Source organism: Streptomyces sp. NPDC005202 (assembly GCF_040608235.1).
GTDB lineage: Bacteria > Actinomycetota > Actinomycetes > Streptomycetales > Streptomycetaceae > Streptomyces.
Genome location: NZ_JBEXHW010000037.1, coordinates 1 through 22,022 on the forward strand (window position 1 = coordinate 1; position 22,022 = coordinate 22,022).

General features: G+C 72.7%; 17 protein-coding genes and 1 pseudogene. 15 read left to right on the top strand and 3 right to left on the bottom strand.

Annotation, left to right across the window (positions count from 1 at the left end; all coding sequences use genetic code 11):
* The 6 genes and pseudogenes from ABZV31_RS32750 to ABZV31_RS32775 all read left to right on the top strand — a co-directional run.
* Positions 1–152: pseudogene (locus ABZV31_RS32750) on the top strand (4-hydroxy-3-methylbut-2-en-1-yl diphosphate synthase); the annotation flags it as partial.
* A gap of 655 nt (positions 153–807) precedes the next feature.
* On the top strand, positions 808–1,239 hold the full coding sequence (locus ABZV31_RS32755) for a hypothetical protein (RefSeq protein WP_355900499.1): 432 nt from the start codon (positions 808–810) through the stop codon (positions 1,237–1,239).
* Positions 1,236–3,026, top strand: coding sequence for an alpha-L-fucosidase (locus ABZV31_RS32760; protein WP_355900500.1), 1,791 nt, complete (start codon positions 1,236–1,238; stop codon positions 3,024–3,026). Before ABZV31_RS32755 ends, ABZV31_RS32760 begins: the two co-directional genes overlap by 4 nt.
* A gap of 100 nt (positions 3,027–3,126) precedes the next feature.
* Positions 3,127–3,975, top strand: coding sequence for a GNAT family N-acetyltransferase (locus ABZV31_RS32765; RefSeq protein WP_355900501.1), 849 nt, complete (start codon positions 3,127–3,129; stop codon positions 3,973–3,975).
* Positions 3,976–4,029: 54 nt separating this feature from the next.
* Positions 4,030–4,599: a GNAT family N-acetyltransferase gene (locus tag ABZV31_RS32770; protein WP_355900502.1), complete on the top strand. Its 570-nt coding sequence runs from the start codon at positions 4,030–4,032 to the stop codon at positions 4,597–4,599.
* Between the two features lie 84 nt (positions 4,600–4,683).
* A complete protein-coding gene (locus tag ABZV31_RS32775; protein ID WP_355900503.1) occupies positions 4,684–6,384 on the top strand; it encodes a proline--tRNA ligase in 1,701 nt (566 codons plus the stop codon).
* 184 nt (positions 6,385–6,568) lie between these two features.
* Here ABZV31_RS32775 and ABZV31_RS32780 read toward each other — a convergent pair whose 3' ends face one another.
* The 3 genes from ABZV31_RS32780 to ABZV31_RS32790 all read right to left on the bottom strand — a co-directional run bounded on the left by ABZV31_RS32780 (position 6,569) and on the right by ABZV31_RS32790 (position 8,659).
* Positions 6,569–7,507: an aminoglycoside phosphotransferase family protein gene (locus ABZV31_RS32780; RefSeq protein WP_355900504.1), complete on the bottom strand. Its 939-nt coding sequence runs from the start codon at positions 7,505–7,507 to the stop codon at positions 6,569–6,571.
* Between the two features lie 124 nt (positions 7,508–7,631).
* The gene (locus tag ABZV31_RS32785) at positions 7,632–8,096 is read right to left on the bottom strand and encodes a ferritin-like domain-containing protein (RefSeq protein ID WP_355900505.1); all 465 of its coding nucleotides are present in this window, start codon (positions 8,094–8,096) and stop codon (positions 7,632–7,634) included.
* Positions 8,093–8,659, bottom strand: a complete 567-nt coding sequence (locus tag ABZV31_RS32790) for a hypothetical protein (protein WP_355900506.1) — start codon at positions 8,657–8,659, stop codon at positions 8,093–8,095. Before ABZV31_RS32790 ends, ABZV31_RS32785 begins: the two co-directional genes overlap by 4 nt.
* Positions 8,660–8,863: 204 nt before the next feature.
* Between ABZV31_RS32790 and rimP the strand changes: the two genes are divergently transcribed.
* The 9 genes from rimP (at position 8,864) to ABZV31_RS32835 (ending at position 21,500) form a co-directional block, all read left to right on the top strand.
* Complete coding sequence (gene rimP, locus ABZV31_RS32795) at positions 8,864–9,361, top strand: ribosome maturation factor RimP (RefSeq protein WP_355900507.1); 498 nt, start codon at positions 8,864–8,866, stop codon at positions 9,359–9,361.
* A gap of 2 nt (positions 9,362–9,363) precedes the next feature.
* Positions 9,364–10,374 (top strand): transcription termination factor NusA, encoded by a 1,011-nt coding sequence (gene nusA / locus ABZV31_RS32800; protein ID WP_355900508.1) that lies wholly within the window; start codon positions 9,364–9,366, stop codon positions 10,372–10,374.
* Positions 10,375–10,464: 90 nt separating this feature from the next.
* Positions 10,465–10,794: a YlxR family protein gene (locus ABZV31_RS32805; RefSeq protein ID WP_355900509.1), complete on the top strand. Its 330-nt coding sequence runs from the start codon at positions 10,465–10,467 to the stop codon at positions 10,792–10,794.
* Between the two features lie 149 nt (positions 10,795–10,943).
* A complete protein-coding gene (gene infB, locus ABZV31_RS32810) occupies positions 10,944–14,000 on the top strand; it encodes a translation initiation factor IF-2 (RefSeq protein WP_355900510.1) in 3,057 nt (1,018 codons plus the stop codon).
* 333 nt (positions 14,001–14,333) lie between these two features.
* On the top strand, positions 14,334–14,627 hold the full coding sequence (locus ABZV31_RS32815; protein ID WP_355900511.1) for a DUF503 domain-containing protein: 294 nt from the start codon (positions 14,334–14,336) through the stop codon (positions 14,625–14,627).
* Positions 14,628–14,667: 40 nt separating this feature from the next.
* A complete protein-coding gene (gene rbfA, locus ABZV31_RS32820; protein WP_355900512.1) occupies positions 14,668–15,120 on the top strand; it encodes a 30S ribosome-binding factor RbfA in 453 nt (150 codons plus the stop codon).
* On the top strand, positions 15,117–16,022 hold the full coding sequence (gene truB, locus ABZV31_RS32825; protein ID WP_355900513.1) for a tRNA pseudouridine(55) synthase TruB: 906 nt from the start codon (positions 15,117–15,119) through the stop codon (positions 16,020–16,022). Before rbfA ends, truB begins: the two co-directional genes overlap by 4 nt.
* Before the next feature lie 273 nt (positions 16,023–16,295).
* Complete coding sequence (locus ABZV31_RS32830; RefSeq protein WP_355900514.1) at positions 16,296–20,414, top strand: trypsin-like peptidase domain-containing protein; 4,119 nt, start codon at positions 16,296–16,298, stop codon at positions 20,412–20,414.
* A 126-nt stretch (positions 20,415–20,540) separates the two neighbouring features.
* Positions 20,541–21,500, top strand: a complete 960-nt coding sequence (locus tag ABZV31_RS32835; protein WP_355900515.1) for a bifunctional riboflavin kinase/FAD synthetase — start codon at positions 20,541–20,543, stop codon at positions 21,498–21,500.
* The last annotated feature ends 522 nt before the right edge of the window (positions 21,501–22,022 follow it).

Consider the following 22,022-nt stretch of genomic DNA (forward strand, 5'->3'; position numbering starts at 1 on the left):
AGGGCCAGATCTTCGTCAAGGGCGAGGTCATCAAGACCGTCCCCGAGTCGAAGATCGTGGAGACCCTCATCGAGGAGGCCATGAAGCTCGCCGAGCAGATGGAGGCCGACGGCGTGGCCTCCGGCGAGCCTTCGGTCTCGGTCGCCGAATGACCACTGCGCGGTGACTCCACCGCATGGAGGGGTCGGGTGAGGACGGCGGGGACGTGATCCGGTCACCGCGGTCCCCGCCCGGCCCCGCGGATCTTCCCCACCCCACCGGCCCCCGCTACTTTCTCTCCCAGGACCGTCGCCTTCCGGGAGCGTGAGAAAGCGCACCTCGCTTCGGGCGGCCTGGCCGCGGCCCCCTCGCTGCTGACCGCACCCCGGGCCGAGGCGGCGAGCGGCCCGTGGGCCCAGGTGCCCCGCATCCTCGCCCGCATCCGCCCGCCCGTGTTCCCCGACCGCCGCTTCGACATCCGCCGCTACGGAGCGGTCGGCGACGGCACCACCAGGAACACGCTCGCCTTCCGCCGAGCGATCGAGGCCTGCCATGCGGCTGGCGGCGGCCGTGTCGTCGTACCCGACGGGGTCTTCCTCACCGGCGCGAGGACAGCACGACCGGGCCGTCACCGGCCCTGGCACCCTCGACGGCCAGGGCATGGCGGGCCCGTGGAAGAGCCGACGGGATCCGGGCGGCGGCGCACCCGCCGACCAGGCCAAGCTGCGCGCATGGGAAACAGGGCGTTCCCGTGGCGGAGCGGGTCCATCGACGTCATCGGCCGCATCAACAGCAGCGACGGCTGCGACCCCGCGTGCTGCCAGGACGGTGAACATCACCGGATGCCGCTTCCACACCGAGGACGACTCGATCGCGGTGAAGCCGGGACGGGACGAGGACGGGCTGCGGGTCGGGGTCCTGACGACCAACAAGCAGCGCGGCGGCGCCATCGACGGCGTGTACGTCCGCCGTTTCACCGGCCGGCAGATCGACCGGGACTGCATCTATCTGACCACCCGCTACGCGGGCCAGACCGGTGACCGCCCGGCCGTCATCCGCAACGTCCACGTCCAGGACATGGTCCACGACGGCGCCCGCCGCGCGATCAACCTCGAAGGCCTGGACTCCGACCGCTTCCAGCACATCCGCATCGAGCACTGCGACTTCACGGACATCACCGAACCGGACGTCATCGAGTCCGCGCCGGATCTCGTCCGGAAGAAGGTCTTCGTCAACGGAACCGAGGTCACGTATCCATGAGACCCAGAAGGCATGCCGCCCACCTGCTGTGGGTGGCCGTACTCGCCCTCCTCTGCGGACTGTTCACGGCACCCGCCACCCAGGCGGCGCCTGCGCACCAACCGTCCTACCCGCCCCGCCAGACCATGCTCCGAGGCGCCACCGCCGGGCTCTTCCTGCACTGGGGCATGTTCACCGCCCCCAAGTACTACGACTGTGCCGCGTGGGAGAAGGCCGTCACCGACGGCGGCTGGAGCCCCGACTACTGGGTCGACGAGGCCCGCAAGATCCGCGCGAGCTACCTCGTGCTCGCCACCTTCCACTCCCGCCTCGGCTACGCCCGCCCCTGGCCATCCAAGATCCCCGGCTCCTGCTCCACGAAACGCGACATCCTCGGTGAGCTGATCGACGCGGCCGGCCGCAAAAGCCTCAAGGTCATCCTCTACATGACCGACGACCCCAAGTGGCACAACGAACAGGGCATCGAGACCCTCGACTCGGCCGCCTACTCCGCCTACAAGGGCCACGACGTCGACCTCACCACCCGAGAGGGCTTCGGCGAGTTCTCCTACGACAACTTCTTCGAGGTCATGGCCAACTACCCGAAGCTGGCCGGGTTCTGGATCGACAACGACAACGAGTACTGGGAGCAGCACCAGCTCTACGAGCAGATCCGCACGCTGCGCCCGGACATGACGTTGAGCAACAACAACGAGGACACCCCGATCATGGACATGGTGTCCCACGAGCAGAAGACCGGGATGACCCCGCCGTACGACCAGCCCTCGGCGATCTGGACTCCCATGCCCCGCCTGACCGAGTCCTGCTACAAGGTCCCCGACACCGGCAGTTGGTGGTACGACGGCCAGGACCGGCCGGTGTCGACCGGCCTCAACGTCGACCGGTACATCGCCAACGCCGGCAACTCCATCAAGTCGCTCATGGATTTCACCGCCATGGCCAACGGCAGGTTCCCGCCCCAGCAGGAGAAGTTCATCGACCTGATGAAGGACTACCTCCCGCCGATCTGGGAGTCCCTGCACGGCGTCGAGGGCGGCGGCTTCCTCTACGGCGGCATGCAGCCCGGCGCCTGGAACGACGGCTCGTACGGCTACCTCACCGTCAGCCTCGCCCACCCCGCCACCACCCAGTACGTCCACGTCACCACCCGCCCCACCACCGGCGACCAGGTCCGCGTCCGCGACAACGGCTACCGGGTCGAGCGGATCACCGACCTGCGCACCGGCAGGCGGCTCCACTTCGACCAGCAGGACGGCACGCTGACCATCAAGGGGATCGCCGACTGGGATCCGTACGACACCGTCTTCAAGGTGCGGACGGCCCCGCACCGCGAGGGCGTCTACCCCACCGGCGTCGTCCGGGCGAGCGAACCCGCCCTCACCGACGGCGACTTCACCACGTACACCGACAACCAGGGGGCCCTGCCCGCCACCTACACCCTCGACCTCGGCCGGGTCCGCGGGGCGGCCTTCCTCGGGATCAACCAGCGCGAGTGGTCGCCGACGTACAACAGGGAGACCTTCGGACGGAAGGAGGACTCCGCACGGATCAAGGACTACACGGTCTCCGTGAGTGACGACGGGACGACCTGGCGTGACGTGCGGGCGGGTGTGCTGGAGAGCGCCCGCGGTGTCCGGTTCATCGGCCTCGGCGACGGCCTGCGCACCCGGTACATCCGGCTCGACGTCGCCACGACCTGGGCCGCGGCCACCGTGCCGAACTTCCACCGGCAGCTGAAGATCGACGAGATACAGGTCGGTTACGGCCACCCCCGAAGTCACGGCTGACCCTCCTGTCCCACCGTGCCGTCCCCAGGGGGGCGGCACGGCACAAAATCGACAGGTACAGTGCGGAGATCAGCAGAACCCCCAGGGTGAGGCCCCGCACGTGTTGACCCAGACCACCTCACGGGTGCTCGAACCGAGCGACCTGGACGCCGCGCTCGCCGTCCTCGACCGCGAGCCGGTCGCGAACGCCTTCGTGACGTCCCGCGTACAGGTCGCCGGCCTCGACCCGTGGCGGCTCGGCGGCGAGATGTGGGGCTGGTACGAGGACGGCATGCTGACATCCCTGTGCTACGCGGGCGCCAACCTCGTCCCGATCTGCGCCACCCCGCGTGCCGTGCGCGCCTTCGCCGACCGGGCCCGTCGCGCCGGCCGCCGCTGCTCCTCGATCGTCGGCCCCGCCGAACCGACCGCCGAGCTGTGGCGGCTGCTGGAGCCCAGCTGGGGCCCGGCGCGCGAGGTCCGCGCCCGCCAGCCGCTGATGGTCACCGACCGCATGCCGACCGGCATCGCCCCGGATCCGTACGTCCGCCGCATCCGCAAGGACGAGATCGAGACGATCATGCCGGCGTGCGTGGCGATGTTCACGGAGGAGGTCGGCGTCTCCCCGCTCACCGGTGACGGAGGCCTCCTCTACCAGGCCCGGGTCGCCGAACTCGTCGGCTCCGGCCGCTCCTTCGCCCGCCTCGACGAGCACGGCAAGGTCATGTTCAAGGCGGAGATCGGCGCGGCGACGGACCGGGCCTGCCAGATCCAGGGGGTGTGGGTGGCGCCGGAATACCGGGGGAGGGGACTTGCGGCACCCGGGATGGCGGCGGTGCTGCGGTATGCGCTGGCCGACGTGGCCCCGGTGGTGAGCCTGTACGTCAACGACTTCAACACGGCTGCGCGGCGGACGTACCGGAGGGTGGGCTTCCGGGAGGTCGGCGCGTTCATGAGCGTGCTGTTCTAGTCGCACCTCACAGGGCTGTTCTGAGCCTGATGCGAGCCCTGTAGTCTCCCCGGCATGCCCCGCTTTCCCGGTCACGGACACCGCCGCCCCGACGACATCGTGATCGGCCCCCTCGACCTGCCCGCCCGCGTCGACGAGGCGCTCGCCGTGCAAGCCGTCGCCTTCGGACTCGGCGCCGACGAGGTCGCCGTACGCCGGCAGATCGTGCTGCGGCACATGACCTACCCGGGCGCCCGCGCACTGGGCGCCACCACGCCCGACGAACGGCTCGTCGGCTTCGTCTACGGCATGCCCAACGACCGCACCCACTGGTGGTCCACGGTCGTCGAACCGTATCTGCGCGCCCGCGGCCACGACGGCTGGCTCGACAACTCCTTCGTGATCACCGAGCTGCACGTCCACCCCCGCCACCAGAACCGCGGCATCGGACGTGCCCTGATCACCACGATCACCGACGGCGCCGCCGAGCGCCGCTCGATCCTCTCCGCGATCGACACCGAGAGCCCGGCCCGCGGCCTCTACCGCTCCCTCGGCTACGAGGACCTCGCCCGCCAGGTCCTCTTCCCCAGCGCCCCCATGCCGTACGCCGTCATGGGCGCCCCGCTGCCGCTGCGCCGCCGCTAGCTCCTGCGGACATCGATTTCCACCGGGATGGACCGCCCGGCTAACCTCCTGCCATCACCCAACCGCAGCAGGAGTACGAGAACCATGGCGAACGCACCGGTCCAGCGCATGTCCCAGTTGATGGCGAAGACGCTGCGCGACGACCCGGCGGACGCCGAGGTCCTCAGCCACAAGCTGCTCGTCCGCGCCGGCTACATCCGCCGGACCGCCGCCGGAGTGTGGACCTGGCTGCCGCTCGGCAAGAGGGTCCTCGCCAACGTGGAGCGGATCGTCCGCGAGGAGATGGACGCCATCGGCGCCCAGGAGGTGCTGCTGCCCGCCCTGCTGCCGCGCGAGCCCTACGAGGCGACCGGCCGCTGGGACGAGTACGGCGCCGAGCTGTTCCGCCTGAAGGACCGCAAGGGCGGCGACTACCTGCTCGGCCCCACCCACGAGGAGATCTTCACGCTGCTGGTGAAGGACCAGGCGTCCTCCTACAAGGACCTGCCGGTCATCCTCTACCAGATCCAGACCAAGTTCCGCGACGAGGCCCGGCCCCGCGCAGGCATCCTGCGCGGCCGCGAGTTCCTGATGAAGGACTCCTACTCCTTCGACCTCGCCGACGAGGGCCTCGCCGAGTCCTACGCCCTGCACCGCCAGGCCTACCAGCGGATCTTCGACCGCCTCGGCCTCGACTACCGCATCTGCGCCGCGACCGCCGGCGCGATGGGCGGCTCCAAGTCCGAGGAGTTCCTCGCCCCGGCCGCAGCCGGCGAGGACACCTTCGCCGACTGCCCGAACTGCGACTTCGCCGCCAACACCGAGGCGATCACCTACGAGCTGAAGCCGGTCGACGCCTCCGACGTCCCGGCGGTTGAGGAGATCCCGACCCCCGACACCCCGACCATCGAGACCCTCGCCGCCTCCCTCGGCGTCCCGGCCTCCGCCACCCTGAAGAACCTCCTGGTCAAGGTCGACGGCGAGATCGTCGCCATCGGCGTCCCCGGCGACCGCGAGGTCGACCTGGACAAGGCCGAGGCGCACTTCGCCCCGGCCACCGTGGAGCTGGTCACCGCCGAGGACTTCGTCGGCCGCCCGGACCTGGTCCGCGGCTACGTCGGCCCGCAGGGCCTGGAGAAGGTCCGCTACATCGCCGACCCGCGCGTGGCGCCGGGCACGGCGTGGATCACGGGAGCCAACAAGGAGAACACGCACGCCAAGAACGTGGTCGCCGGCCGCGACTTCGAGGTAGACGAGTACGTCGACGTGGTGGTCGTCCAGGAGGGCGACCCCTGCCCGAAGTGCGGCACCGGCCTCAAGCTCGACCGCGCCATCGAGATCGGCCACATCTTCCAGCTGGGCCGCAAGTACGCCGACGCCCTCAAGCTCGACGTCCTCGGCCAGAACGGCAAGCCGGTCCGCGTCACCATGGGCTCCTACGGCATCGGCGTCTCGCGCGCCGTCGCGGCCCTCGCCGAGCAGCACGCTGACGAGCAGGGCCTGGTCTGGCCCAAGGAGGTCGCCCCGGCCGACGTGCACGTGGTGGCCGCGGGCAAGGCCCTGCAGACCGAGCTGGCGCTGGACGTGTCGCAGAAGCTGGCCGCCGCCGGCGTCCGCGTCCTGGTCGACGACCGGGCCGGCGTCTCCCCGGGCGTGAAGTTCACGGACGCCGAGCTCATCGGCGTACCGCAGATCCTGGTGGCCGGGCGGCGCGCCGGCGAGGGCGTGGTCGAGCTCAAGGACCGCAAGACCGGCGAGCGCGAGGAGCTGACCGTCGAGGAGGCGATCGCGCGCCTGACAGCGTGATGCACGGCTGTGCGCCGCGCGGCTGCGTGCTGCGCGGCTGCGTGCTGCGTGCTGCGTGCTGCACGGCTGAAGGTTGAAGGCACCTCTCAGACGACTTCCGCCGAGGCGTATGGGCGAAACGGGCCCGCCGCGCCGCAGCCGACTGCCCGGTCCTCGCCCTCGAACTCACGTCGGCGCAGCCGGACTAGAGCCACCCGGCGAACTCCAGCAGCAGCTCCGCGTCCTGCGGTCGCCCCACCCGGCGCGCCCGCACCCCGGACTCCACCGCCCGGAACAGCGTCCACCCCCGCAGCCGCTCCTGGTCCACCTCCAGCGACTCCGCGAGCCGCTTCACCCGCCGCCGGGTCGTGGCGGGCCCGGACGGCGAGGCGATCAGGTCCTCCACCCGGTCGCGGACCAGCCGCGCCAGGTCGAAGGCGCACTCGCCGACCACCGGGTCGGGGCCCACGGCCAGCCACGGCATCCGGTCGGCGGCGAGCACCTTGCTCTGCCGGAAGGTGCCGTGCAGCAGCAACTGCTCGGGCGGCGCGGCCAGCAGCTCCTCGCGGGCCGCCAGTGCCGCGTCGACCAGCGGCGCCACCTCGGCGTCGGTGTCGGCGCTCGCCCGCAGCGCCTCGGCCTGCCGCCCGGTCCGCTCGGCGACGGTCTCGAAGGGGTGCTCGGCGGGCGGCTCGACCCACAGCCGGCGCAGCGTCCCGGCCGCCTCGAGGAGCGCCTTCGCCTCGGGCAGCGACCGCACCGACACGTCCGGGTGCAGCCGCTCCAGCAGCAGCACGCCCACGCTCGACGGGGGCGCCTCCCCGCTCGAGCGAAGCCGAGAGCTCGGGGGAGGCTCGAGCAGCTGTACGGCGCCCCGCCCGCCCCAGTGCGCGAGCGCGGCCCGCTCGCTCTCCGGGCGGGACCGGGGCGGGGCCAGCTTGAGCACGGCGGGCGTCCCGTCCGCCGTCCGCACCAGCACGACCAGGCTGCTGCGCCCGCCGGGCACCTGCACCCGCTCGACGGTCAACTCGCGTAGCGCGACGGCCTGCTGCGCCAGCTCGGGCAGCTTCTCCAACCAGTCGTCACCGTCCGGTGCCGTCTCACCGAGCGCCCGCACCAGACGCTGCGGCGGTTCGAAAGCCATGCGCGAGTCGTTCCTTCCTGAACGCGTTTCCTGTCGCCGTGTGCCGTGGGCGTCTCCTGTCCGTACTGCGCCGTGAGCGAGCCCTGTTCCTCCGTCGTCGTCCTCGTCGTCCTCGTCGTCCTCGTCACGGCGTCGGCGTCGCCGAGGCCGTGGCGGTGCCGGCCCGCTCGGCGAGACCAGGGAAGGCTACGCTCTCCCCGCGCCAGCGCACCGCCCGGACCGCCGCCTCCCGCAGCGCCCCGGCGGCCTCGCGCCGCCGCTCGCCGTCGGTTGCCCGCACCAGGTCGGAGTAGACCCCCGCCACACGTTCCTCCAGCTCCGCGGCGAACCGGACCGCCGCCGCGGAGTCCGGCACCGGGAAGGGCAGCGCGTACGCGGCGGCCGCGGCCACCGGCCGGCCGCCCAGATCCCGCACCCGACGCGCGAGGGAGTCCCGCCGCGCCCGGTGTGCGTCGTACGCCGCCCGGGCGTCGGCGCGCCCGCTCTCACGGATCCGCCCGCCGACGACCCCGTAGCCGTACACGGCCGCGTGCTCCGCCGCGAGCGCCGCCTGGAGGGCCTCGAGCTCCCGTTCCGTCGCCTCGCTCACCTGTCACCCTCCGTCAGCAGATACGCGTGCGCCGCCCCGGCCGCCGCCACCGAGGCCAGCAGCCGCGCCAGCTCGCCCGGCACCTGGAGCAGCGCCGTCGTCCGCGCGTCCGCCAGGGACCGCTCGGCGGCGGCGAGCTCGGCGAGGGCCTCCTTCTCGTTCCCCGGGACGGCGGCGGAGGGAGAGGCGGAAGGCGTCGCCGTGGACCCTCCCGCGGCCTTGAACCCTCCCGCGGTCCCGGATCCTTGCGACGCCTCGGGTGAGGCCTGCCCGGCACCGCCGAACGCGTCCACATGCCGTACGACCTCCGCCCGCAGCGGCCGCAGCCGCTCCGCCAGCGCCGGATGCGCGGCGATCACCGCGTCGTACCGTTCCAGCAGGCCCCGGCTGTCCCGGGCCGCTCGCGCGCGTACCCGCGCCGAGAGCGACGGGCTGCCGCCCGTGCCGCCGGAGTCGTCGGATCCGGCGGAGCAGCCCACGAGCAGGGCGGCCCCCGCGGCCGAGGCGAGCAGGCTCCTTCTGCGCGGCCCCGAGGGGGTGCGCGGGGATGGGGGGAACGGCACGGCAGACGTCCTCGGGGAGTGCGTACGAAAGCAGCGGGCCGGCAGGGCGGCCCGCCCGTGATCACGGTACCCGTGTACCCGCCCGGCACCACTCAGCGGCACCGCTCGTGCGCAGGTGGACGGCAACACCCCCCGCGACCGGATACCCTTTGACCAGACACGCGACCATCCCACAACAGCACACGCGGCCGAGGAGTCACCCGGATGAGCACCACCCAGAGCGAGAGGCTGCGAGAACTTCTGGAACCGCTCGTCACCTCCCAGGGGTTGGACCTCGAAGAGATCGCCGTGGACTCGGTCGGACGCAAGCGTGTGCTGCGCGTCGTCGTCGACTCCGACACCGGGGCCGACCTGGATCAGATCGCCGATGTGAGCCGTGCGCTCTCGGCGAAGCTCGACGAGACGGACGCGATGGGCGAGGGGGAGTACACCCTCGAGGTCGGCACCCCGGGCGCGGAGCGCCTCCTCAAGGAACACCGGCACTACGTGCGCGCCACGGGCCGGCTGGTGAAGTTCCAACTGGCCGAGGGCGGTGAGCTGGTGGCCAGGATTCTGAAGGTCGACGACGAAGGCCTCGACCTCGAAGTGCCCGGAGTGAAGGGCCGCAAGGCCACGACCCGCAGACTCGGCTTCCCGGACGTCGTCAGGGCGCGGGTGCAGGTCGAGTTCAGCCGCAAGGACCAGAAGGAAGAGGAGGCATAGCCGTGGACATCGACATGAGCGCCCTACGGGGCTTGGTACGGGAGAAGGAGATCTCCTTCGACCTGCTGGTCGAGGCGATCGAATCGGCCCTCCTCATCGCCTACCACCGCACCGAGGGGAGCCGCCGCCACGCGCGCGTGGAGCTCAACCGGGAGACCGGGCATGTGACCGTGTGGGCGAAGGAGGACCCCGAGGACCTCGAGGAGGGCCAGGAGCCCCGCGAGTTCGACGACACCCCGTCCGGCTTCGGCCGGATCGCCGCGACCACCGCCAAGCAGGTCATCCTGCAGCGGCTGCGCGACGCGGAGGACGACGCGACGCTCGGCGAGTACGCCGGCCGCGAGGGCGACATCGTCACCGGCGTGGTGCAGCAGGGACGCGACCCGAAGAACGTGCTCGTCGACATCGGCAAGCTGGAGGCCATCCTGCCGGTGCAGGAGCAGGTCCCGGGCGAGACCTACCCGCACGGCATGCGCCTGCGCTCGTATGTCGTCCGGGTGGCGAAGGGCGTGCGCGGGCCGTCCGTGACCCTGTCCCGTACGCACCCCAATCTGGTGAAGAAGCTCTTCGCCCTGGAGGTGCCGGAGATCGCCGACGGCTCCGTGGAGATCGCGGCGATCGCCCGTGAGGCCGGTCACCGTACGAAGATCGCCGTACGGTCCACCCGGTCGGGCCTGAACGCCAAGGGCGCCTGCATCGGCCCGATGGGCGGCCGGGTGCGCAACGTGATGGGCGAGCTGAACGGTGAGAAGATCGACATCGTCGACTGGTCGGACGACCCGGCCGAGATGGTGGCGAACGCGCTGTCACCGGCCCGCGTCTCCAAGGTGGAGATCGTGGACATGGCGACCCGGTCGGCCCGGGTGACGGTGCCGGACTACCAGCTGTCGCTGGCGATCGGCAAGGAGGGGCAGAACGCCCGGCTTGCCGCCCGGCTCACCGGCTGGCGGATCGACATCCGTCCGGACACCGAGCAGGCGTCCGAACAGGACTCCCTCGGGAGTGGGGAATAGATCTGAGCCGCAGGTCGCTCAGATCACGACAACAGCCGTTCGATCTTTGCCCCGAAGGGGTCAGGTCGGTGCGGGGAGGTAGACTTAAGAGTGTCTGGCCGGACGCGTGCCCGCGCATGCCCTGAGCGCACCTGTGTGGGGTGCCGGGAGCGAGCGGCCAAGATCGAACTGTTGCGAACCGTGGCGGTCGAGGGCGAGTGCGTCCCCGATCCTCGCGGTACGCTGCCCGGCCGGGGTGCCTACGTACACCCCGCCCAGGTCTGTCTCGACCAGGCGGTGCGCCGCCGGGCGTTTCAGCGGGCGCTCCGCGTCCCGGGACCGCTCGACGTAAAGGCGTTGCGCCAGTACGTCGAGCAGCACAAGGTTGCTGAAGCAGCAGCTGCAGGCTTGCCGAGCAGTGCTGAGCAGGCAACACGGTAAGGAAGACGTGCCGTACGGATCCCCGTGCGGCCTGGTACCTCGCGAGTCGAAAGCAGGTCGAGATTGCGATGAGCACTCGATGAGTACGCGATGAGTACGCCCATGAACTAGCGACGGTCCGGCCGCAACCCGGACCTCAAAGGAGCGAAGTGGCTAAGGTCCGGGTCTACGAACTCGCCAAGGAGTTCGGTGTCGAGAGCAAGGTCGTCATGGCCAAGCTCCAGGAACTCGGTGAATTCGTCCGATCGGCGTCCTCGACGATCGAGGCGCCCGTAGTACGCAAACTGACTGACGCCTTCCAGCAGGGCAACGGCAGCGGCAAGTCCGCCGCGAAGCCGGGTGCCCCGAAGAAGGCCGCCCCCAGGCCCGCTGCGCCGTCCCCGGCGCAGGCGGCGCGTCCGGCTGCCCCGAAGCCGCCGGCCGCCCCCAAGCCCCCCGCGGCCCAGCAGCCCGCGGCCCCGTCGGTCCCCGCGCCGGCGCCCGGCCCGCGTCCGGTGCCGGGCCCCAAGCCCGCGCCGCGTCCGGCCCCGGCGGCGCCCACCACGCCGGAGTTCACCGCTCCGCCGTCGTCCCCGTCCCCGTCCCCGTCCCCGTCCCCGGCCGCGCCGAGGCCTGGCGCCCGTCCCGGCGCCCCCAAGCCCGGCGGCCGTCCCGGCGGTGCCGGCCAGGGCCAGGGCCAGGGCCAGGCGTCCCGTCCGGGCCAGGGCGCTCAGCGCCCCGGTGGCCAGGCCCCGCGTCCCGGTGCCCGTCCGGCCGGTCCGCGCCCGGGCAACAACCCCTTCACGTCCGGTGGCTCCACCGGCATGGCGCGCCCGCAGGCGCCCCGTCCGCAGGGTGCCCGTCCGGGCGGCCCCGGTGCTCCCGGTGCCGGCCCCCGTCCGCAGGCGCCCGGCGCCCAGGGCGGCGGTCCGCGTCCGCAGGCTCCGGGCGGTCCGCGCCCGACCCCGGGCTCGATGCCGCGTCCGCAGGGCGGTCCGCGTCCCGGCCCCGCCGGTCCGCGTCCGAACCCCGGCATGATGCCGCAGCGTCCCGCTGCCGGCCCGCGTCCCGGCCCCGGAGGCCGTGGTCCGGCCGGTGCCGGTCGTCCCGGCGGCGGTGGCGGTCGTCCGGGTGGCGGCGGCTTCGCCGGCCGTCCCGGCGGCGGTGGCGGTCGTCCGGGTGGCGGCGGCTTCGCCGGTCGTCCCGGTGGCGGTGGCCCCGGCGGTGGCGGCGGCTTCGGTGGCGGCGGTGGCCGTCCCGGCTTCGGCGGCCGTCCGGGTGGTCCCGGTGGCCGTGGCGGCACGCAGGGTGCCTTCGGCCGTCCGGGTGGTCCCGCGCGCCGTGGCCGCAAGTCGAAGCGGCAGCGCCGTCAGGAGTACGAGGCCATGCAGGCCCCGTCGGTCGGCGGCGTGATGCTGCCTCGCGGCAACGGCGAGACCATTCGCCTGTCGCGCGGTGCGTCGCTCACCGACTTCGCGGAGAAGATCAACGCCAACCCGGCGTCCCTCGTCGCGGTCATGATGAACCTGGGCGAGATGGTCACGGCCACGCAGTCCGTCTCCGACGAGACGCTGCAGCTCCTGGCCGACGAGATGAACTACACGGTTCAGATCGTCAGCCCGGAGGAGGAGGACCGCGAGCTCCTCGAGTCCTTCGACATCGAGTTCGGTGAGGACGAGGGTTCCGAGGAGGACCTGGTCGTCCGTCCGCCGGTGGTGACCGTCATGGGTCACGTCGACCACGGCAAGACCCGCCTGCTCGACGCCATCCGCAAGACGAACGTCATCGCGGGTGAGGCCGGTGGCATCACCCAGCACATCGGTGCCTACCAGGTCACGACCGAGGTCAACGGCGACGACCGAAAGATCACCTTCATCGACACCCCGGGTCACGAGGCGTTCACCGCCATGCGTGCCCGTGGTGCGAAGTCGACCGACATCGCGATCCTCGTGGTGGCGGCCAACGACGGTGTGATGCCCCAGACGGTCGAGGCCCTGAACCACGCCAAGGCGGCCGACGTGCCGATCGTGGTAGCGGTCAACAAGATCGACGTCGAGGGCGCGGACCCGACCAAGGTGCGCGGTCAGCTGACCGAGTACGGCCTGGTGGCCGAGGAGTACGGCGGCGACACGATGTTCGTCGACATCTCCGCCAAGCAGGGCCTGAACATCGACAGCCTGCTGGAGGCGGTCATCCTGACCGCCGACGCCACCCTGGACCTGCGGGCCAACCCGAACCAGGACGCGCAGGGCATCGCGATCGAGTCCCGCCTGGACCGCGGCCGCGGTGCCGTGGCGACGGTCCTCGTCCAGCGAGGCACGCTGCGGGTCGGCGACACGATGGTGGTCGGCGACGCGTACGGCCGAGTCCGCGCCATGCTCGACGACAACGGCAACAACGTCGCCGAGGCGGGCCCGTCCACGCCGGTCCAGGTCCTGGGTCTGACCAACGTCCCGGGCGCCGGTGACAACTTCATCGTGGTCGACGAGGACCGTACGGCCCGCCAGATCGCGGAGAAGCGCGCGGCGCGCGAGCGCAACGCGGCCTTCGCCAAGCGCACGCGCCGTGTGTCCCTGGAGGACCTGGACAAGGTGCTGAAGGCCGGCGAGGTCCAGCAGCTGAACCTGATCATCAAGGGCGACGCTTCTGGCTCGGTCGAGGCCCTGGAGTCCTCCCTGCTCCAGCTGGACGTCGGCGAAGAGGTCGACATCCGGGTCCTGCACCGCGGCGTCGGTGCGGTCACGGAGTCCGACATCGACCTGGCGATGGGCTCCGACGCCATCGTGATCGGCTTCAACGTGCGCGCGGCGGGCCGTGCGCAGCAGATGGCCGAGCGCGAGGGTGTGGACGTCCGCTACTACTCGGTCATCTACCAGGCGATCGAGGAGATCGAGGCGGCCCTCAAGGGCATGCTCAAGCCGGAGTACGAGGAGGTCGAGCTCGGTACGGCGGAGATCCGCGAGGTCTTCAAGTCGTCCAAGCTGGGCAACATCGCGGGTGTCATCATCCGCTCCGGCGAGGTCAAGAGGAACGCCAAGGCGCGCCTCATCCGCGACGGCAAGGTGGTCGCGGAGAACCTCACGATCGAGGGTCTGCGTCGCTTCAAGGACGACGTCACCGAGATCCGCGAAGGGTTCGAGGGCGGTATCAACCTCGGCAACTTCAACGACATCAAGGTCGACGACGTCATCGCGACGTACGAGCTGCGCGAGAAGCCGCGGGCGTAAGGCCGACGGTTTGCTGCTGGCCGGCGGGGAGGCGTCCCCGCCGGCCAGCGCGCCGTCTGCTGGGGGCTGTCGCCCCCGGACCGGCCCTTGCCGCGTGCCAGCGGCGGGGTGCAGCGGCAGCTCCGCGGTGGTGCAGGGGGCGGAGCCCCCGCCGGGGCCTGGGGCGGAGCCCCAGGTCGAGGTTCACCCCTGACCCGACCGAATCGGGTGACCGGGTGGGCAGAGAAACCCCGTCGAGCCACCGGCCGGGTTCGCGGTACCGTTCTCGATGTCCCTGCTCCACACCGCGGCAGGGTCATCGACCCCGTACCGGCGGGTGAACCGGTTACACACATGTACGTGGGGACTCTGTCCTTCGACCTCCTCCTCGGCGACGTCCACTCGCTGAAGGAGAAGCGCTCCGTCGTCCGCCCGATCGTCGCCGAGCTCCAGCGGAAGTACGCGGTGAGCGCGGCCGAGGTGGACCACGTGAACCTCCACCGGCGAGCCTGCATCGGCCTCGCCGCGGTCGCCGGCGACGCGGCGCACCTGACCGACGTACTGGACCGGTGCGAGCGGCTGGTCGCCGGCCGCCCGGAGGTGGAGCTGCTGTCCGTCAGACGCCGCTTCCACGGCGACGACGACTAGACCACAGAACGCAGAAGAAGAAAGAACGGGAGACGGACCAGTGGCCGACAACGCGCGGGCTAAAAGGCTGGCGGACCTCATCCGAGAGGTGGTGGCCCAGAAGCTGCAGCGCGGGATCAAGGACCCGCGGCTCGGCTCGCACGTCACCATCACGGACACCCGCGTCACGGGTGACCTGCGGGAGGCGACCGTCTTCTACACGGTGTACGGGGACGAGGAGGAGCGGAAGTCGGCGGCCGCGGGTCTGGAGAGCGCCAAGGGCATCCTGCGCTCCGAGGTCGGCCGCGCCGCCGGGGTGAAGTTCACGCCGACGCTCACCTTCGTCGCGGACGCCCTCCCGGACACTGCCCGGACCATCGAGGACCTCCTCGACAAGGCGCGCGCCTCCGACGCGAAGGTGCGCGAGGCGGCCACGGGTGCCAACTACGCCGGTGACGCCGACCCGTACAAGAAGCCCGGCTCCGAGGACGAGACGGACGACACCGCCGAATGACCGACAAGCACACCCCGCCCGACGGCCTTGTCATCGTCGACAAGCCGTCGGGCTACACTTCGCACGACGTGGTCGCCAAGATGCGCGGGATCGCGAAGACCCGCCGCGTCGGCCACGCCGGCACCCTCGACCCCATGGCGACCGGCGTCCTCGTGCTCGGCGTGGAGAAGGCCACCAAGCTGCTCGGCCATCTCGCGCTGACCGAGAAGGAGTACCTCGGCACCATCCGGCTCGGCCAGACGACGATCACCGACGACGCCGAGGGCGAGATCACCTCGTCCACGGACGCCTCCAAGGTGACCCGGGACGCCGTCGACGCCGGCATCGCCAAGCTGACCGGCGACATCATGCAGGTGCCGTCCAAGGTCAGCGCCATCAAGATCAACGGCGTACGGTCGTACAAGCGGGCCCGGGAGGGCGAGGACTTCGAGATCCCGGCCCGGCCGGTCACCGTCTCCTCCTTCGCCGTGCACGACATCCGGGACGCCGTCGCCGAGGACGGCACGCCCGTGCTCGACCTGGTGGTGTCCGTGGTCTGCTCCTCCGGCACGTACATCCGCGCCCTCGCCCGCGACCTCGGCGCCGACCTCGGCGTCGGCGGCCACCTCACCGCGCTGCGCCGCACCCGCGTCGGCCCGTACAAGCTGGACTCCGCGAAGACGCTGGACCAGCTTCAGCAGGAGCTGACCGTGATGCCGATCGCCGAGGCGGCGGCGGCCGCGTTTCCCCGCTGGAACGTGGACGCCCGGCGCGCCCGGCTGCTGACCAACGGCGTGCGGCTGGAGATGCCCGACGAGTACGCGGGCGCCGGCCCCGTGGCCGTCTTCGACCCCGAGGGACGTCTCCTCGCGCTCGTGGAGGAACACCGGGGCAAGGCCAAGAGCCTGGCCGTCTTCGGCTGACGCACGAGACGACGAGCGCGTCACGTCTGCCCGTGGGGCGGCGATCACAGGATGTTCCACAGTCGCCGCTCCACGGTCCCCCCTCGGTTCCCCCTCGGTTCCCCCACCCCTAGGGTGTATCCAGCCGCCCCCGCCTATTCACCCGACCGTGCAGGCGCTCGGAGTGAATCGAGGGAGTGGAAGGGGGCGCGTTCACCGCGCGATCTGTCCCGCTGATCATCCCGCGCCTACCGTCGAAGACAGGGCACAGGTGTACGGCGGGGAGGTTCGACCATGGCGGGACGCAGCCCGCGGACGACCGGGATCGGGCGCCGGATGCCGGACGGCGCGGGGAAGGCGCACAACACGAGCCGCGGGACGGCGAGCGCCGACCGTGAGACGCGGGACGGACGCCGGACAGAGCGGCAGGACACGGCTGCTATGGCCCCGCCCGGGGAGCGGGCCCGCGAGACCGGCATGGCCGGAGAGGCCGAGGAGGCTTACGAGGCCGGCGACGCGAGTGAGGCCTGCGAACTCGGTGAGGCCGGCGACGCGAGTGAGGCCTGCAAAGTCGGCGAGGTCTCCGAGGCGCGTGCCGGGACCCGCACGGGCCGGCACGCGGTCCGGGCAGTACGGAGAAGGCCGGAACCGGCAGACACAGCCCGGGAGCGGGCCACGGAAGCCCGGGACCGTGCACTGGACGGCTCCCTGGTGTGGATCCGTGACCTGGCCGGACGGCCGCGCGGCACGGGCTTCGCGGCCGACCACCACGGCACGGTGATCACCAGCCACGAGGCCGTCGACGGGCTCGCCCGCCTCGTGCTGCACGCTCCCGGCGCCGGCGACCGGACCTGCGTGGTGACCGCGGATGCGGTGACCGAGCTGTCCGCCCTGGACCTGGCCCTCATCCGCACCGAGGGCCTCGGCGTGGACCCGCTCCCCGTCACCGTACGGGACCGGATCGAGACGGGCACCTACGTCCGGATCGCGGCAGGCTGCTGGCGCGAGGCCCGGGTGCTGGGGGCGGCCTCCGCGACGTACACGGCCACGGACCGCTTCCATCTCCTCGAGGACGTCCTGGAGTTGGCGATCGGCACGGCGGGCCGGGACGCGCTTCGGCTGGGCGGCGGTGCGGCCGGGGGACCGGTGCTCGACGCCGCGACCGGTGCCGTGGTCGCCGTCCTCGGCACCGCGCTGCAGTCCGGCCACCGCGACGCCGGGTTCGCCGTACCGCTGCGCCCAACCGAGGGCCCGCTCGCCGAACTGCTCGCCCGCAACGCGGCCACGGTCCCCGCGTACGGCGCCGACCTGAACCTGGCAGGCGTCCTGGAACTCACGGCCACCTCGGTGGACCAGGACGGCCCTCCGGGAGCCCTGCCTGGCGCCACCGGCCCAGCACAAGCCAGGGGCCCCGCGCCGGTGGGGTCGGTCGGGCGGGCGGGGGTTGCGGGCCCCGCGCCGGTGGGGTCGGTCGGGCGGGCGGGGGTTGCGGGTCTGGGGTCGGTGGGGTCGGTCGGGCAGGCCGGGGCTGTGGATCTCCGGCCGGTGGAGGCGGGCGGACAGGCCGGGGGCCCGGGTCGCCGGCCGGTGGAGTCCGGACGGCCGGCAGCCGCCCCGGAACCCGGCCCGTCGGCAGCCGTCCCGGAACTCGGCCGGTCGGCAGCCGTCCCGGAACTCGGCCGGTCGGCAGCCGTCCCGGAACTCGGCCGGCCGGTGGTGCCGGTCGAAAGGGCCGACGTGGTACGGGAGTTGACGGCGTTCACCGAGAGCCCGTCCCGCGTCCTCGCCCTCGTCGGCGCCTCCGGCAGCGGCCGTACGACGGAACTCGCGGCCCTCGCCGCCCGCCGCACCCGCGGCGCCGCACCCGCGCCCACCCTGGGGCTGCGCGGCGCCGACCTGAGCGAAGCCGACACCTCGGTCGCGGACGGCGCACGCCGGGCGCTGGACCGGGCGGCCCGCATCGTCGCGGCCTCCCGGTCACCCCTGCGCGCCGACCTGACCGACCTCACCCCGGAACGCCTCGCCCACCTCGCCCGCACCACCGGCCGCCCCCTCCTGCTGCTTCTCGACGGCCCCGAGGAGATGCCTCCGGCCCTGGCCCACCGCCTCCCCGAGTGGACCGAGGGAACTGCACGGTGGCTGCGGGAGACGGGGACGCGGCTGGTGGTGGCGTGCCGGGAGGGGTACTGGGAGGAGGCCGGGGCCCAGTTCCCGGAGGAACTGCTGCACACCCCGGCCGCGCCTGACGGCACCGGTCACCTCCCGCCCTGCCTGCGCCTGGGCGACCTCACCCCCGACGAGGCCCGCGAGGCCCGCTCCCGCCACGGCCTCCCCGAAGACGCCCTGGTGGACGCCGATGCCCGCCACCCCCTCACGCTCCGGCTCCTTTCAGAGGTACACGCGGCCCTGCCCGAGGCCCCGCACCACCCCTGCCTCGACCGCTACGACGTCTTCTCGGCCTATCTGGACCTGATGTGCCTGCGCATCGCGGTCCGTCTCGCCGCCGGGAACCGACTGCGCGGCCCCGCCGTACGGCGGCTCGCGGCGAAGGTCTCCGGCCAGGTGCACGAGGCCGCCCGCCGCAGCCTCGGCCACGGCCGGGGCGAGCTGGACCGGGCATCGTTCGAGGCGGTGTTCCCGTGGGGCCCCGCCCCGGCCCGGCTCGGCGGCGCCACCGGCTGGGCGTCCGCCGTCCTCGCCGAGGGCCTCCTCGTCCCCGCCGGCGACGGCTACCGCTTCGCGCACGAGGAGCTCGCCGACTGGATCCAGGGCACCCACCTCGACCTGGACGAGGCCCTGCGCGTCCTGGTCCACCGCCACCGCACCCCCGGTGCGCCGCACCACCCCGTGCCCGCCCCGCACCACCGCATCGGCCCCGTCGTCCAGGCGCTGCTCCTCCTGGCCCGCCAGTACGGCACCCGCCGACTGGCCGTCCGTCTCGAGGAGTTGGTGTGCGCCCTGGACACCGACCCGCACTCCTGGTGGGCCGCCCGTCTGCTCGCCGCCGTCCTGCTGCGCGTCCCCGACGCGACACCGTACGCCGGCGTGCTGCGGCTGCTGGCAGAACTGATCGTGGCCTGGCGGCAGGGGGACCAGCCCGTACCGGCCGGCTTCGGGCCCCCCTTCTGGACCGCCCTGGCGCTCCCGGACGCCGACCGCTACGACCTCCTCAGGCGCCTCGTCCTCGCCGACGGCGCCCCGCACGACACCGGCGCACCCCGCTACCTCGACGCCGCCGCACAGCTCCTCGCCGCCGACCCCGCCGCCGTACAACCGCACCTCACCCGCTGGTTCGACGACGAGCGGCCGCTGCCCGCGACCCCGCACGCGACGGTGGCCACGGCCGCCCAGGCGCTGCTGCACACCCACCGGCACCGCGCCCCGGACGACCTCACCGAGGTGCTGGTCGACTGTGCGCACCGGCGCGCCGACGAACTGCTGGCCGTCCTCGCCGAGGAGGAGCCGTCCGCGCTGTGCCGGGCCGTCGACCGGTGGGCGCACGACGAACGCCCGGCCCGGCGGGTCGCGGCGGTGGCGTACGGACTGCGCGCCGCGCCCCACGTACGCACCGAGGCGGACCGCGAGCTGCTGCGCTATGCCGCCCTCGCCCTGCTGGCCCGCCCCGCCGACTCCACCCTGCACGGCGGCGCGCTGGCCCTCCTCGTACGGGATCCGCACACCCGCTCCCGCCATTTCCCGCAGGCTCTGCGGCAGTTCGCGGCGGGCGACCCGTCCCTCCCGCCGAGCGCGCTGGTACCCGCCCTGACCACCCACCCCGAGGCGGCCCTCGCCGCCTTCGGCGACCGTCTGAGCCGGGGCACCGACGCCGGGGAGGTGCTGCGCACCCTCGCCGACGCCACCACGCCCGCCCTCGCCCGCCGGGTCGTCGTTCTCATCGGCGAGGCGGTGGCGCAGCGGCCGGAGACCGCCGGGCACGTGGCGGCGTACGTCGACCGGCGCCTCGACCAGGGTCCCGCCGCCCGCGCCGTGCTGTTCCCGCTGGTCACCGGCCTCCTGGGCGGCGGTCCGGAACAGGTGCGGGCGGCGTTGGCCGGCGTGCTCGCCGCCCCCGGCACCCCGGCCTCGCACCCCCTGCGCCGGGAGCTCCTCGACTTCCTCCTGGTCCACGAGGACGACCCGGCCGTCCTGGACGCGGTACTGCACTCCGCCGGCGCCACCGCCGACGAGGACCTCCGCGACCTGATCCACCGCACCGGCCTTCTCCTCGTCCGCACTCCGGAGGGCGCGGCCGTCTTCGACCGCGGCCTGGTCGAGCTGAGCCGCCACGTGGTCGGCTTCGCCGCCCGCATGGCCCGCTGGCTGACCGACGACCCGCAGGACTGGGCCGCTGTGGTGGGTCCCAGTGCCCGCCGGATGATCGAGAACCTGGCAGGTGCACGCGTCCCCGCATGACGGCGCAGGGGTACGTGCGCCCCGTCACAGCCCCCATGCCGATGCGGGCCCGGGGAGCGGGGCATGGCACCCTTAGACCTGCGGACAAGGCAACCAAGGACACGGGTTCGACGAGGAGCGGTCACAGTGCAGCGCTGGCGTGGCTTGGAGGACATCCCCCAGGACTGGGGGCGCAGCGTCGTCACCATCGGCTCCTACGACGGTGTCCACCGCGGACACCAGCTGATCATCCGGCACGCCGTGGAGCGCGCCCGCGAGCTCGGCATATCGTCCGTCGTCGTCACCTTCGACCCGCACCCCAGCGAGGTCGTCCGCCCCGGCAGCCACCCGCCGCTGCTCGCCCCGCACCACCGCCGTGCCGAACTCATGGCCGAGCTGGGTGTGGACGCGGTCCTCATCCTCCCCTTCACGAAGGAGTTCTCCAAGCTCTCGCCCGCCGACTTCCTGGTCAAGGTCCTGGTCGACAAGCTGCACGCCAAGGCAGTCGTCGAAGGCCCTAACTTCCGCTTCGGCCACAAGGCGGCCGGGAACGTGGAGTTCCTCGCCGAGCAGGGCAAGATCTACGACTTCGAGGTCGAGGTCGTCGACCTGTACGTCAGCGGTGAGGCGGGCGGCGGCGAGCCCTTCTCCTCGACCCTGACCCGGCGCCTGATCGCCGAGGGCGACGTCGAGGGCGCCCGCGAGATCCTGGGCCGCCCGCACCGGGTGGAGGGCGTCGTGGTGCGCGGCGCCCAGCGCGGCCGCGAGCTGGGCTTCCCCACGGCCAACGTGGAGACCCTGCCGCACACCGCGATCCCGGCCGACGGCGTCTACGCCGGCTACCTCCACGCCCAGGGCGAGGCCATGCCGGCCGCGATCTCCGTCGGCACGAACCCGCAGTTCGACGGCACCGAGCGCACCGTGGAGGCGTACGCCATCGACCGCGTCGGCCTCGACCTGTACGGTCTGCACGTCGCCGTGGACTTCCTGTCCTTCGTCCGCGGCCAGGCCAAGTTCGACTCCCTCGAGGCGCTGATCGAGACCATGGCCGAGGACGTCAAGAAGTGCCGGGAGATCATCGCGGCCGACGAGAAGAAGCCCGAGTAGCCGACCGCCTGACCGGGGCCGCCCGGGGCGGGGCGCGTCTCTCGCAGGGAATGTCTTGCGGGAGGGGCTGGGTCGGTGGGTCTCTCGCGCCGAGTGCCGAGTGCACTGTGGGGGTCGTCCGGGGCCGGTGGCGTCCCTTGCGCCGACGGCCTGGCCGGGGTGTTTCGGGTCGGCCGGGTTTCCGGCGGGGAGTGTCTTGCGGGGGTTGTCGGGGTCGGTTGGGTCTCTCGTGCCGACCCCGACCGACCTTGCCGGGCCGCCCGGGGCCGGCCCGCTTTCTCGCGGCGAGTGTCTTGCCGGGTCGTCTGCCGCGTCCCACGTGGCGAGCGCCTCGTCGAGTCGCTTTCCGCCGGTTCGCGGTGCCGGGGGCCGTCCGGTCGTCGAGCCCGCCGCCGCCCGCGCCCGTCGACGCCGCCCGCGCCCGTTGACGCCGCCCGCGCCCGTTGACGCCGCCCGCGCCCGTTGACGCCGCCCGCGCCCGTTGACGCCGCCCGCGCCCGTTGACGCCGCCCGCGCCCGTTG